This is a genomic window from Porphyromonas asaccharolytica DSM 20707, assembly GCF_000212375.1.
GTDB classification, from domain to species: domain Bacteria; phylum Bacteroidota; class Bacteroidia; order Bacteroidales; family Porphyromonadaceae; genus Porphyromonas; species Porphyromonas asaccharolytica.
In genome coordinates this window covers 1,378,371-1,391,723 of sequence record NC_015501.1, presented here as the reverse complement: position 1 = coordinate 1,391,723, position 13,353 = coordinate 1,378,371, and the positions used below count along the sequence as shown (strand labels likewise).

8 protein-coding genes are annotated in these 13,353 nt (G+C 54.0%); all 8 read left to right on the top strand.

Annotation, left to right across the window (positions count from 1 at the left end; translation table 11 throughout):
• The first annotated feature begins 152 nt into the window (after window positions 1-152).
• The 8 genes from PORAS_RS05440 (at window position 153) to PORAS_RS05405 (ending at window position 13,350) form a co-directional block, all read left to right on the top strand.
• Window positions 153-3,182: an ATP-dependent Clp protease ATP-binding subunit gene (locus PORAS_RS05440; RefSeq protein WP_013760490.1), complete on the top strand. Its 3,030-nt coding sequence runs from the start codon at window positions 153-155 to the stop codon at window positions 3,180-3,182.
• Window positions 3,183-3,218: 36 nt separating this feature from the next.
• Window positions 3,219-5,288: a molecular chaperone HtpG gene (gene htpG / locus PORAS_RS05435; RefSeq protein ID WP_013760489.1), complete on the top strand. Its 2,070-nt coding sequence runs from the start codon at window positions 3,219-3,221 to the stop codon at window positions 5,286-5,288.
• A gap of 23 nt (window positions 5,289-5,311) precedes the next feature.
• A complete protein-coding gene (locus PORAS_RS05430) occupies window positions 5,312-8,599 on the top strand; it encodes a S41 family peptidase (protein WP_013760488.1) in 3,288 nt (1,095 codons plus the stop codon).
• A 401-nt stretch (window positions 8,600-9,000) separates the two neighbouring features.
• Window positions 9,001-9,936, top strand: coding sequence for a GIN domain-containing protein (locus tag PORAS_RS05425; protein WP_004330817.1), 936 nt, complete (start codon window positions 9,001-9,003; stop codon window positions 9,934-9,936).
• A 64-nt stretch (window positions 9,937-10,000) separates the two neighbouring features.
• On the top strand, window positions 10,001-10,726 hold the full coding sequence (locus PORAS_RS05420) for a Bax inhibitor-1/YccA family protein (RefSeq protein WP_013760487.1): 726 nt from the start codon (window positions 10,001-10,003) through the stop codon (window positions 10,724-10,726).
• 19 nt (window positions 10,727-10,745) lie between these two features.
• Window positions 10,746-11,747 carry a type IX secretion system protein PorQ gene (porQ, locus tag PORAS_RS05415; protein ID WP_013760486.1) on the top strand — a complete coding sequence of 334 codons (1,002 nt, stop codon included), beginning with the start codon at window positions 10,746-10,748 and terminating at the stop codon, window positions 11,745-11,747.
• The gene (gene cmk / locus PORAS_RS05410) at window positions 11,737-12,423 is read left to right on the top strand and encodes a (d)CMP kinase (RefSeq protein WP_013760485.1); all 687 of its coding nucleotides are present in this window, start codon (window positions 11,737-11,739) and stop codon (window positions 12,421-12,423) included. Before porQ ends, cmk begins: the two co-directional genes overlap by 11 nt.
• Before the next feature lie 24 nt (window positions 12,424-12,447).
• Entirely contained in the window at window positions 12,448-13,350 is a 903-nt protein-coding gene (locus tag PORAS_RS05405; RefSeq protein ID WP_044211542.1) for a 4-hydroxy-3-methylbut-2-enyl diphosphate reductase, read from the top strand.
• Window positions 13,351-13,353 lie beyond the last annotated feature (3 nt).

Sequence of the window (13,353 nt, the reverse complement as noted above, 5' to 3'; positions counted from 1 at the left end):
CCGTGGTACAGTTTTTGAGTACCTTTACACAGCGAGACTATTACATTAGGGTGCCTAGCTGTGCTGTGCACCTGCATATATCGCCCAGTGCTAGTACCCTTGAAGCGGTACCAAGCATAACATAATTCACTCTCAAGAGATAATATATACGCATGAATTTCACGCCATACCAAATAAGTAATCAAGTGGTCAGAGCTTTTTCTAGAGCTTGCGCTATCGGACTACGTTCGGGGGAGCAACTAGACATCTCTAGACCGCTTTTTATCGACTTAGCTCGCAGTAAAGACACCTTTCCTAGTGCCTTCATCTTGCGAACTCTGAATATACCGCTCTCTCAACTCCAATACACGCTCTTTGAGGAGCCTGCGAAGAGTGGGTACTACAAGCAGATCCAGAGCATCTTCGACCAGGGTCACTACACGATGCCTAGTGCAGAGCTCATACGCTACTACCACGATCAGGTAAAGTCTATCCTTGAGGGGGCGTGGGAGATCTTCCCCAATCATGATGACTTTCCCGTGATTGACGCACCGCGTATTGTCGCTTACATGCTACACGAGGGGCGACTGGACATCTACCCATGGCCATACATCACCTCTCGTCCCGCTAAGGAGGAGATCCTAGCTAGCTATGTACAGAACAGTCTAGAGCATAGCTCTAAAGCGACCTCTGTCGAGGTGCAGGCGATAGCCAGTGTCGAGGCGGAGGAGCAGATGCTTCAGACGATCCTCTCCGCAGCTATGACGGGGATGCCTGATGCATTGACAGAGGAGATGCGCCAAGAGCTAAATGTCGCTGCATGGCAAGCTCCCTTTGAGAAGATTTTCTCAGGCGTATTAAGCTCAGACGCTACCCAGACGAAAGAGCCTGCTAGTGAATTGGATCCTAATTCCATTGTAAAGCAAGTAGAGGTCTTCGTATCTCAAAATGATCCCAATGGGGATACGGACAAAAGCTCTATGCGCGCTGTGCCACTAGAAGAACTGCCCGAAGAGATACAAGAGCATATCAAGGCGATCATACGTCACGAGCAGCGCAAGGTAACGCAAAACTCGGGAAGCAACCCCTTCGACCTAAATGCCGATGATGAGGGCGACAAGGAGGAGAAAGCCTCTAACAAGTCTAGCAAGCGCTCTAAGACACCTGCGCTAGATGCCTTTGCGACCAACCTTAACCAGCTCGCTAAGGATGGCAAGCTAGACCCGATGATTGGTCGTGCTAAGGAACTAGAGCGTATCACACATATACTCTGTCGCCGACAGAAGAACAACCCCGTGCTGATCGGCGAGGCGGGTGTCGGTAAGACAGCCGTCGCCGAGGGCTTAGCACAGCTCTTAGCGCGCGACGAGGTGAGCTACAAGCTTCGTGGCAAGGTGCTCTACAGCGTAGACTTGGCACAGATGCTAGCCGGCACACGCTACAGAGGAGACTTTGAGGAGCGATTTAAGGCACTACTCAAGGAGGCTGAGATGCTGGGTAATACGATCCTACTCTTTGACGAGATCCACACGCTGATGGGCGCTGGCTCGACAGAGGGCAGTATGGACGCTTCCAATATGCTCAAGCCGGCTCTGGCGCGTGGCACGATACAGGTGATCGGCGCCACCACACTAGATGAGTATCGCAAGAGCATTGAGAAGAACGGAGCCTTGGCGCGTCGCTTTCAGAAGGTGATGATCGAGCCAAACACACCCGAGGAAACGCTTGAGATACTGCGTCAACTGAAGGATCGATATGAAGAGTTTCACCATGTACACTACAGCGACGAAGCTTTGGTCGCTATGGTGCGCCTGACCAATAGATATATCTACGACCGCTACTTCCCCGACAAGGCTATTGACGTCCTGGACGAGGTGGGCGCGAGTATGCACCTCAAGGGCAAGATGGGTGAGAGCGACAAGGTCGCTTCGCTCCGACAGCAGCTGCGTACCTATCGCGCTTCTCGTGACAAGGCAGTGCGTGAGAGCAACTACGACACCGCTATGACCCTCAAAGTGCAGGAAGACTTAGTCCAGAAAGAGGTGGACGAGGAGCTGGAAAAAGCACATGCCCAGGAGGCTGCCATCTATCTACCTGTAGATGAGGAGGCGGTCGCCAAGACGGTCTCTATGATGAGCGGGGTGCCTATCTCCAACATTAGTCAGGAGGAGCACGCTAAGCTACGCCAGATGCGCCAGACGCTTAAGGATATAGTGATCGGTCAGGATGATGCGATCGACAAGGTGGTCAAAGCGATACAGCGTAACCGCCTCGGCTTGGGTAGCGACAAGCAACCCATCGGGAGCTTTCTCTTCCTTGGTCCAACAGGTGTCGGTAAGACCTATCTAGCTAAGAAGCTTGCCGAGCTACTCTTTGACGATGAGGACGCACTCATACGTATTGATATGAGTGAGTATATGGAGTCGTTCAACGTCTCTCGTCTCGTGGGCGCCGCTCCTGGCTACGTCGGCTACGACGAGGGCGGACAGCTCACAGAGCAGGTAAGACGCAAGCCTTACTCGGTCGTACTCTTTGACGAGCTAGAGAAGGCGCACCCGGACGTTTATAATATACTCCTGCAGATCCTCGACGATGGCTTTATCACCGCTGCCGATGGTACGCACGTGAGTTTTAAGAATACAGTCATCATACTGACGAGCAACATTGGTACGCGCCAGCTCAAGGACTTTGGCGCTGGCGTCGGCTTCCGTCAGGAGGTGCAGCTCACCCAGACGGAGCAGGAGGCTTTGCTGAGCAAGCAGCTCAAGAAGCACTTTAGCCCTGAGTTCCTCAACCGTCTTGATGAGACGATCTACTTCGCCAGCCTAGAGAAGGAGGACATCCGCAAGATCGTAGATGTGGAGCTTCGTCCTATCATGGCGCGTATCACCGAGCAGGGGTACAACCTCGTAGTCACGCCCTCGGCAAAGGACAAGCTCGCCGATGTGGGCTTTGACCTAGAGTACGGTGCTAGACCGCTGAGACGTGCTCTACGTCACTGGATCGAGGACAAGCTAACGGATCTCATCCTCGATGGTGAGGCAAATGTAGGCGACACGGTGCGTCTGCGTGTCTCTGAGGGCGAACTCCTCATGGAGGTGGACAAGCGTGTACCGCAAAAGGAGTCGCAAGCAAAGAGCGATGAAGCAACACTAGGCTTCGCCCTACCCTCGTTCACCTCTTCTAGCCAGAAGGGCGACTAGCGGTAACCATTCAAATCAGACAAATAATTCAAGCTTATGAATAGTAATAAAGGACAAATCGGGGTTACGAGTGAAAACATATTCCCCGTCATCAAGAAGTTTCTCTATAGTGAGCATGATATATTCCTTCGTGAGATCGTATCCAACGCAGTCGATGCGACAACCAAGCTACGCGCTCTGATAGCTCGTGGCACGGAGGTAGGCAGCACTGAGGATCTCCGTGTAGAGGTCCTACTAGATAAGGAGGCGCGTACACTCACCGTACGAGACTACGGTATCGGTATGACTGCCGATGAGGTAGAGCGTTACATCAATCAGATAGCTTTCTCTGGAGCAGAGGACTTCCTGGAGAAGTACAAAGATGCTTCCGGCAATATCATCGGGCACTTCGGACTAGGCTTTTACTCAGCCTTTATGGTCTCCGAGCGTGTCGAGATAGACACCCTCTCCTACCAGCCAGATGCACAGCCAGTCCACTGGAGCTGTGACGGTTCGCCTGCCTACGAGATGAGTACGGGTATCCGCACCAAGCGTGGTACCGACATTATCATGCATCTGGACGAAGAGAGCAGCGAGTTCCTCGAGCAGGCACGCATCGAGGAGCTACTGACGAAGTATTGTCGCTTCCTCCCGATCCCCATTATCTTTGGTAAGAAGCAGGAGTGGAAGGACGGCAAGATGCAGGATACCGAGGAGGACAATGTGATCAACGACACCAACCCGCTCTGGCTCCGCAAACCTCAAGACCTTACGGACGAGGACTATCGTGAGTTCTACCGCAAGCTCTACCCAGGAGCTGACGAGCCGCTCTTTTGGATACACCTTAATGTGGATTACCCCTTCACCTTGACAGGAGTACTCTACTTCCCCAAGGTGAGCAACAAGGTGGATCTGCAGAGCAACAAGATCAAGCTCTACTGCAATCAGGTCTTTGTGACTGACGAGGTGGAGAGCATCGTGCCTATGTACTTGACCTTGCTCCATGGTGTGATCGACTCACCAGACATCCCGCTCAATGTGTCGCGCTCTTACCTACAGTCTGATAGCAATGTCAAGAAGATCAGCAGCTACATTACTAAGAAGGTGGCCGACAAGCTGGAGGAGATCATGAAAAATGACCGCCCCACCTACGAAGCTAAGTGGCCCGATCTCTCCGTCTTCATACATTATGGTATCCTCACCGATGAGAAGATGGAGGAGCGTGCGCTCAAGTCACTACTCCTCCTGGAGGATGTGGCGGGAAAGTTCTACACGCCCGAGGAGTATCGTGAGCTGGTCAAGAGCAATCAGACCGACAAGGACGGCAAGCTCGTCTACCTCTACGCCACCGATCCTGAGGCGCAGTACAGCTACATACAGGCTGCCGAGGCTAAGGGGTACAACGTACTCCACATGCACGGCATGCTCGACACGCCCCTACTCAACCATCTAGAGCAGAAGTGGGAGAACACACACTTCGTACGTGTAGACAGTGACACGGTCGACCAATTGATCCAGCGTGACGACACGACGACCGACGCTTCCGCACATGAGACCGAGATCATGCGTAGTCTCTTTGCCAAGGCGCTCCCCACAGGCGAGGTCAACTATCAGATCTTCCTGCGTAATATGGGTCAGGATGCTCAGCCAGCAGTGGTCACGCGTATGGAGTGGATGCGCCGTATGAAAGAGATGTCGCAGTATCAGCCTGGGGCTTCCTTCTACAACTCACTCCCCGACAGCTATTCACTCGTACTCAATGCGGATCACCCGCTCATCAAGAGCTTGCTAGAGGGTGAGGGCAAGGAGCTAGAGCCACAGCTTGCGTCCCTGCGCTCCCAGCTCGCCACGCTCCAAGAGCAAGTCACAGAGCTAGACAAGGAGGCCAAGGAGCAAACCGAGCCTACCGAGGAGCAAAAGAAAGAACTACAAGAGAAGAAGGAGGCTCTCCACAAGCAGCAAGAAGAGCTACACGGCGAGATGCAAAGCTTCTTCGACCAGTATGCCGAGAAGCAGCCTATGATACGTCACATCGTCGAGCTGGCTCTACTCTCTGCTGGTGAACTACGAGGCGTTGCCCTACAAGAGTTCATCAAGCGCACTACCGAACTTCTATCGTCTAAGTAAATACCCCTAAGAATATCCGTTTTATGAAGAGGAACACTTCCCTTTGCAAGCGTCTCCTACTCCTACTAGCCCTCTCAGCCACCTGGCTCGTGGGGGCTGTAGCGCAGGAGACACCCCGTTGGCTACGCTACGCCCAGATCTCACCAGATGGTAATCAGATAGCTTTTTGCTACCAAGGCGACATCTACATTGTCGACGCGATCGGTGGCGAGGCTCGTCTCCTGACCGGCTCCGATGGGTACGAGTCACACCCTACATGGAGTCCCGATGGCAAGCGTATCGCCTTCATGAGCAATCGTGATGGGCACCGCTCCATCTACACTATGTCAGCCCTCGGTGGCGATGTCAAGCGCATCACGCACCACTCGGGCAATAGCCATACCGTCGAGTGCTACACACCCGACGGTCGCTTTATCATTATGTCCGAATCTCTCCAGCAGCCTGCTACCAGTGCGCTCAATCCTTCGGGCATCCTCTCGCAGCTCTATATGATCCCTGTCGATGGCGGCACGCCTATGCTCTACAACGCTCGTCCTCTGGAGGCTGTCACCTTCAGCCATCGTGGCGACCGCTACGTAGCGCAAGACATCAAGGGCTTTGAGAATAAGTGGCGCAAGCACCACACCAGCTCCGTCACACGAGACATTTATATAGTAGACCCCAAGACAGGAGCCACCACCGCCTGCACACTAGAGCCAGGCGAAGACCTCTCACCCGTCTTCGGACCTGATGACCAGACCGTCTTCTTCATCAGCGAGCGAGGCAAGAGCAATTCGCTCAACGTCTGGAAGCAGCGCATCGGCGAGCAAACCGCTCAGCAGGTGACCAGCTTCCGCAATCACCCCGTACGCTTCCTCAGTATCTCACGCTCCGGACGGCTCTGCTTCGCCTACGATGGCGATCTCTACACCATGACCGAGGGACGCTCCCCGCAAAAGGTGCAGATCACCCTCCGCACCGAGGGTCCTAAGGACAAAGTGTACCGCCGCACAGCCAGCAGTGGAGGGAGCTCCTTCACGCCCAGCAGTGACGGCAAGCAGCTAGCCTTCATCATGCGTGGTGATGTCTACGTCACCTCTGTCGAGCATGGCACGACGAAGCGCATCACCCAGAGCGCCGGCGCCGAGGAGAGTGTCACCTGGAGTCCCGACAGCAAGACGCTCGTCTACGACTCACGCCGTGACGGCAAGCATATCCTCTACAAGGCGACCATCGCCTCAGACAAGGAGCTAGACTTCGCCTCTGCTACCATTATCAAGGAGGAGCCCCTCATGCCCGAGTGCAAGATGGAGCAAGCCCTCCCCCAGTACTCACCCGATGGCAAGCTGATCGCCTTCGTTGGAGACCGCAAGCGCATCTATACATATAATGTCGAGAGCAAGAAGCTCACACAGGTTACCAGTGGCAAGGATCAGCCCGAGATGCACGGCTACATAAGCTACGAGTGGAGTCCTGACAGTCGCTGGATAGCCTTCGGATATACACCCAATGTCCATGCACCCTTTGGTGACGTAGGCTTGGTAAGAGCGACTGGTGGCGAGGTGATTAACCTGACCAATACCGGTTACTTCAGCGACCTCACGGGCTGGGTTATGGAGGGCAATGCGATCCTCTTTACCTCAGACCGATATGGTATGCGCAACCACGCTTCGTGGGGCTCCATGAGCGATGCTTTCCTCGTTTTCCTCAATCGCAAGGCGTACGAGAAGTTTAGCATGACACCCGAAGAGCGCGACCTCTACGACCGTGCTGGACTAGACACGCTACAGTATGGATCTGATCCCGTTCCCACTGATAGTGCTAAGAAGGACGAGACCAAGCCTATCATCGTTGAGGTCAAGGGCATCGAGGACCGCATCGTACGGCTCACGCCCAATTCGAGCGACCTAGCAGACGCTTATGTAGATGCCGATGGTAAGAACCTCTACTACCTCTCAGCCTTTGAGGGTGGGTACAACCTCTGGCAGACAGACCTACGCGAGGGCAATACCTCCATGCTACGTCAGCTAGACCTCTCGGGCAGTGCCTATATGCGCCCCACTCCCAAGGGGGATAAGATCTTCGTCATATCCTCTGGACGGGTGCAGTGCTTTACGCCCGCCTCGAAGAAGTTTGAGCCAGTCAACTACCGTGCTCGTGTGGAGCTAGATAGCTACGCCGAGCGTGAGGCGATGTACGACTTTATGGTTCGTGAGGAGGGGCTACGCTTCTACCGCACAGATATGCACGGCGTAGACTGGAAGGGGCTGACTGACCACTACCGCCAGTTCTTGCCCCATATCGCGACGAACGAGGACTTCTCCGAGATGCTCAGCGAGATCCTGGGCGAACTCAACGTATCGCACACCGGCTCGGGTTACAGACAGAGCTCTAGCGAGCCAGCTACGGGACATCTGGGACTACTCTACAACTGGTACTCCCTACCCCTCGAGGGGATCATCGTCGATGAAATCGTTACGGGCGGTCCCTTTGACACCTACCTAACCAAGCTACAGCCTGGCGACCGCATCGTCGCGATCAATGGCACACGCATCGACCACCACACCGACTGGCGTGACCTCCTCGCAGGCACTACGGGCACGCTCACAGCTGTCACCTTCTATAGTAATAAGGAGCAAAAGGAGATCACCGAGGCCGTTCGTCCGATCTCTTCGGGCCGTTTCTCGGGACTACTCTACAAGCGCTGGGTCAAGGCTCGCGAAGCTGAGGTACAGCGTCTCTCAAACGGTCGTCTCGGCTATGTACACATTCCGAGCATGGGCGACGACGAGTTCCGCACCGTCTATAGTGAGGTGATGGGCAAGTACTACCAATGCGATGGTATCGTCATCGACATCCGCTACAACGGTGGTGGTCGTCTGCACGAAGACCTCGAGACCTTCTTCAGCGGCAAGGCTTATCTGCAGCAAGAGGTTCGTGGGCAGGACTACTGCACGATGCCTAGCAAGCGATGGACCAAGCCCTCAGTCATGCTCGTCTGCGAGGCTGACTACTCCAATGCACACGGCTCTCCATGGGTCTACCAGACCCTCGGCATGGGCAAGGTCGTCGGCATGCCAGTACCAGGTACTATGACCTCGGTCAACTGGGTCACCATGCAGAACCCGCTGCTCTTCTTCGGCATCCCCGCCGTAGGTTATCGCACCCAGCAGGGAGACTTCCTCGAGAATAAGCAGCTCGAGCCCGATGTCGTGGTACCGCTCGACTACAACCGCGTCCTCGAGGGACATGATAGTCAGCTAGAAGCAGCCGTACGCGTACTCCTGGAGGAGGTCAAGGCGCATCCGCAGCCTACCTTCCCCAAGCGATAAGCAGCAAACGGAGCAAGCACCGCCTAGCCTGCGGTACAAGCCAACATACACAGTGAGGAGCATCGCATCTCCCCACTAAATCCCCCAAGAGAGGAGATGTCATCATCGGCATCTCCTCTCTTTTTGTTGTCTCGTCTGCCTCTTCCCTTGGTTCCATCTAGTGAAAATCCAGTGCCAACCCCTATTGGCACTCCAGTTTCATACGGGAGAAACTACAGCTCCATATGGGAGAAACTACAGTTTCATGGGGAGGGAACTCCAGTTTCATGAGGAGGGAACTGTTGGCGTCTCTACTCTTTTTTGTATCTTCGTAGCTACAAATGAGGAGCTTCGTATCTTGATGTGGAGTCATCCTCATGGCAATACTGGCAAACCAACACCTACAAACATCCAGCATCTCTATGAAAAAACGCAATATATCCCTCTCTCAGTTCACCCCTAAGCTCTCAGACATACCGATTCCCGAGCGTCTGCGCAGATGGCGACAAGGAGCTGTCGCTGGTGGCACCCTCGCCTCAGGCGTGGCTGTGACCGCCCTGGCTCTCGTTTACTGGCAGCGTCATAAGCGTAGCAAGAGTTATAGCTACGCTACTAGGACCTTTGACACGTTAGAGGTGGGGACGGGCGTTCAACTACAGATCAAGTTTGACACCGTATCACACGCCTCGCTCAGAGTCTCCTATCCCAATGCGCTACGACGTCGTGTGAAGGTACGCATAGCGGACAAGACGCTATCCATCAGACGTCTACCCTATCGCAATCGTTGGGTACCCGGAGAGGTCTTTGCCGAGCTCACATTACCCTCGATCAACCAGCTGCGCGTGGTCGGGGATGCCAAGGTGGTAGCGACGGGATGCAACAAGCTCGATACGCCCTTTGACCTGCTACAGATTGGTGGGCAGGTAGAGGGTTTGACCATCGATGCGCACTATGCAGAGGTACAGCTGCGTGGCAATGCAAAGGCAGATCTTTACCTCTCGTGTGACCAATCCTTCATAAGCTATAGTGGCTCTCCGGAGGTACGTGCGGTGCTACAATCTGAGGGTCAGGCTCATATCACAGCGACTGGCTCAGGAAGTGCTACACTCCTCGGACAGACCAAGGAACTCACCCTGACAGCCTCCGATCGCTCTGTGGTGCGGGCTGACACACTGACTGTCGAGGCGGCTAACGCACTGCTCTCTGACAGCGCTGAGTGCTACCTACAAGTGACTGATCGACTCTCCTATACACTCTGCAACGACTCCAAGCTAGGACTCATCCAGCAGCCCAAACGCATAGTGAAAGCGGAGGTCCTAGACTCGGCAACACTGGAGACACTAGATGGGAAGCGTTAAACTTCTCTCTCGCTATCCTATCTGATACTGACGAAACAGTATAACACTTTGATATCACAATCTTATGACAACACCCCCTCCCTACAATCCCTCTGACTATACGACACCACAAGGGCAAACCTATATGGTCACTCCTATGGTTGGCAAGGTGATGCGCAAGACCTTCGGCTGGATGGCTATGTGTCTGCTGATCACAGCGCTGACCGCTATGGGAGTCGTAAACTCAGGACTCTTCTACCAAATAGCTTCATCGGGAGCTATGTGGCTACTCATCATCGCTGAGCTAGTACTGGTCTTCGTCCTCTCGGCTCGCATCAACAAGATGAGCGTGACGACTGCTACCATTATGCTGATTGTCTACTCGGCACTCAACGGTGCAACGCTCTCTTTCATCTTCCTGGCGTATAGTCTCGGGTCTATTGCGAAGACCTTCTTCATAACCACTGGTATGTTTGGCGTGATGGCGCTTGTGGGTGCTACCACCAAGCGGGATCTATCTAAGATGGGCTCTATCTTACTGATGGCGCTGATAGGTCTCATCATCGCTTCGCTGGTTAACATATTCCTTCGCTCGAGCGGTCTGGACTGGATCATTAGCCTCATCGGAGTGGTACTCTTTACCGCTTTGACCGCTTATGATGTGCAGCGGGTGAAGCGTCTAGCTACTGAGAGCGACCTCTATGACGATACGCAGGTGGGACGATTGGCGGTGATTAGCGCACTGTCGCTCTATCTAGACTTTATCAACCTATTCCTATACCTCTTGAGGTTCTTCGGACGTAACGACTGATAGCCCCTACTGCAGATCTATGCCTCGAGCATCTCACTGGAGTCCAATACTCCTATTACTTTTCGGCCTCCTCCCCTATACTATTGTACGGGGACAGGAGGCTCATACTTTTGGCTTCCTACTACAGCCCCCCTCGGCACAGTCGCTCGCTATGGGCGGCAAGGTGATCTCCTATATAGATGCGAACCCAGGGTTAGCTCTAGACAACCCCGCACTCTACGGGCATGAGGTGGCGGGACGAATGTTTCTCTCCTACTTCAACTACATGCGTGGCACGCACAGTGCCAATGCGCTCTACGGACTACCTGTCGGTGAGCGTGGCGCTTGGGCGGTCGCTCTGCGGAGCACCTACTACGGTAAGATGCAGGGATACGATACGCAGGGGGTAGCGACAGCTCCTTTTCAGGCGATGGAGATGGCGCTCTCGGGGCTGTACAGCTACGACTTGACCGACAGACTGCGTGGTGGATTGGCTCTTAAGATGCTCTACGGACAGATTGAGCATTACTCAGCCTTTGCCCTCGTAGCCGACGCAGGGCTGAGCTACTACCGCTCCGACTGGGGCACCTCGCTAGGGATGACGATCTCCAATGTGGGCGGCATGCTCAAGAGCTACGGACTCTCCCGTCGTATGCCGCAGTGGGACGTACGTCTCGGCATGTCACAGCGGCTGGCACATGCTCCGATACGCTTTCACCTCACGATACAGGGGCTGACTCCTTATAATATACAGACGTGGGGTGCGGGGCGGTCGACGGGCATACGTATAGCGAGTCACTTTGCTGGTGGCGTGGAGTTTGTGCCGTCTGAGCAGTTTTGGGTAGGCATCGGGTACAATGCGAAGCAAGCGGTAGACCTCTCAGAGCGAGGCGCCAAGAGCCTAAGTGGTCTGTCCGCTGGCGTGGGTTTTAACCAGAGGCACTACCGCCTAGCACTTGGCGCGACTTATTATAATCCACAGATGTTGGGGCTGATGTTTTCATTCTCCACAACCTTTGGCAATGACAAGTATGTCTACTAAAAAGATACAGATAGCGATAGATGGTTATAGTGCCTGTGGCAAGAGTACGCTAGCACGTGCGCTCGCCAAGGATTTGGGCTATACATACGTGGATAGTGGTGCGATGTACCGTGCCGTGGCTCTCTTTGCGATGCGCCGTGGACTATGGGATGGCGATCAGTTTGACCTAGATAAGCTACGTGAGGAACTGGAGGGGGTGCAGGTAACCTTCGATCCTAAGACGGGACACACGCTCCTCAATGGTGAAGACGTGGAGTCTGAGATCCGCACGCTAGAGGTATCTCGTCCGGCTAGTGTCGTAGCGAGCTATGACTTCGTACGTACGATGCTTGTGGCTCAGCAGCGTCGTCTGGGCGAGGCAGGCGGTATCGTGATGGATGGTCGGGATATTGGGACGGTTGTCTTTCCAGAGGCTGAGCTCAAAATCTTTCTCACAGCAACCCCAGAGGTGCGTGCACAGAGACGATACGATGAGCTACGTGGCAAAGGCGATCAGACGACAACGATCGATATGGTATCGGCTGACCTAAAGGATCGCGACTACCGAGACTCACACAGAGCGATCAATCCGCTCCGCCAAGCTGAGGATGCAGTCGTTATAGATAATAGTGTACTCTCTATAGATGAGCAGGCTGCAATGGCTCTAGCTCTAGCACGACAGAGAGAGCAGAAATAGATAAGTGTGAAAGCAAATAATCAGATAGGTCGTGTCGAGATAGACCCCGAGTCGGGCTTTTGCTTTGGGGTCATCAAGGCGGTCTCTCGTGCGGAGGAGATCTTGCGTCAGGAGCAAGGCGAGCCTCTCTACTGTCTAGGAGACATCGTTCACAATCGTGCTCAAGTGGATCGCTTGGAGTCTCTCGGCATGCATACGATAGATCACGAGCAGTTTAGCCGTCTGAGCAATGCCCGGGTACTATACCGAGCTCACGGCGAGCCGCCCTCCTCTTATACTTACGCCGCAGAGCATGGCATAGAGGTGGTCGATGCAACTTGCCCTGTCGTGCTGAGACTACAGCAGAAGGTGAGACAAGCGTACCTCCAGCACTTAAAGGATGATACGCAGATTGTCATCTTCGGCAAGCCTGGTCATGCGGAGGTCAATGGGTTGGTCGGGCAGACCGATGGGAAAGCGATTGTAGTGCGAGAGCCTAAGGACTTAGACTTGATTGACTTCTCACACGCTGTCGAACTCTTTTCGCAAACTACCATGCAGGAGGATCAGCTCGAGGAGATGCTTTCGCTCATCAAGAGCCGTCTGAGTGGCACGGCAACGCTCATTTATCACAACACCATCTGCCAGCAGGTAGCGCGTCGCATTCCCAATATCCGAGCCTTTGCCAAGAGCCACGATCGCATCTTTTTCGTTTCCGATCAGAAGAGCTCCAACGGGCGTGTCCTCTATCAGAACTGCCTCGAGGTCAATCCTAATACGACCTTTATAACCTATCCCTCCGAACTGACCTACGACTTAGTTCCCTCACACGAGGAGTCTGTCGGCGTGTGCGGAGCCACCAGTACCTCGCGAGAGCAACTGCAAGAGATCGCTGAGATCATCGAGCGCTGGATGCGACAAAGACAAGATGCTAATCAGTCTAACTAAAAT

What these genes read in the sequence shown, in the direction of transcription:
- cmk (WP_013760485.1), top strand. Translation starts at nt 11,737, where the DNA reads ATGTCTACTAAAAAGATACAGATAGCGATAGATGGTTATAGTGCCTGT.
- PORAS_RS05440 (WP_013760490.1), top strand. Translation starts at nt 153, where the DNA reads ATGAATTTCACGCCATACCAAATAAGTAATCAAGTGGTCAGAGCTTTT.
- PORAS_RS05430 (WP_013760488.1), top strand. Translation starts at nt 5,312, where the DNA reads ATGAAGAGGAACACTTCCCTTTGCAAGCGTCTCCTACTCCTACTAGCC.
- porQ (WP_013760486.1), top strand. Translation starts at nt 10,746, where the DNA reads ATGCCTCGAGCATCTCACTGGAGTCCAATACTCCTATTACTTTTCGGC.
- htpG (WP_013760489.1), top strand. Translation starts at nt 3,219, where the DNA reads ATGAATAGTAATAAAGGACAAATCGGGGTTACGAGTGAAAACATATTC.
- PORAS_RS05420 (WP_013760487.1), top strand. Translation starts at nt 10,001, where the DNA reads ATGACAACACCCCCTCCCTACAATCCCTCTGACTATACGACACCACAA.
- PORAS_RS05425 (WP_004330817.1), top strand. Translation starts at nt 9,001, where the DNA reads ATGAAAAAACGCAATATATCCCTCTCTCAGTTCACCCCTAAGCTCTCA.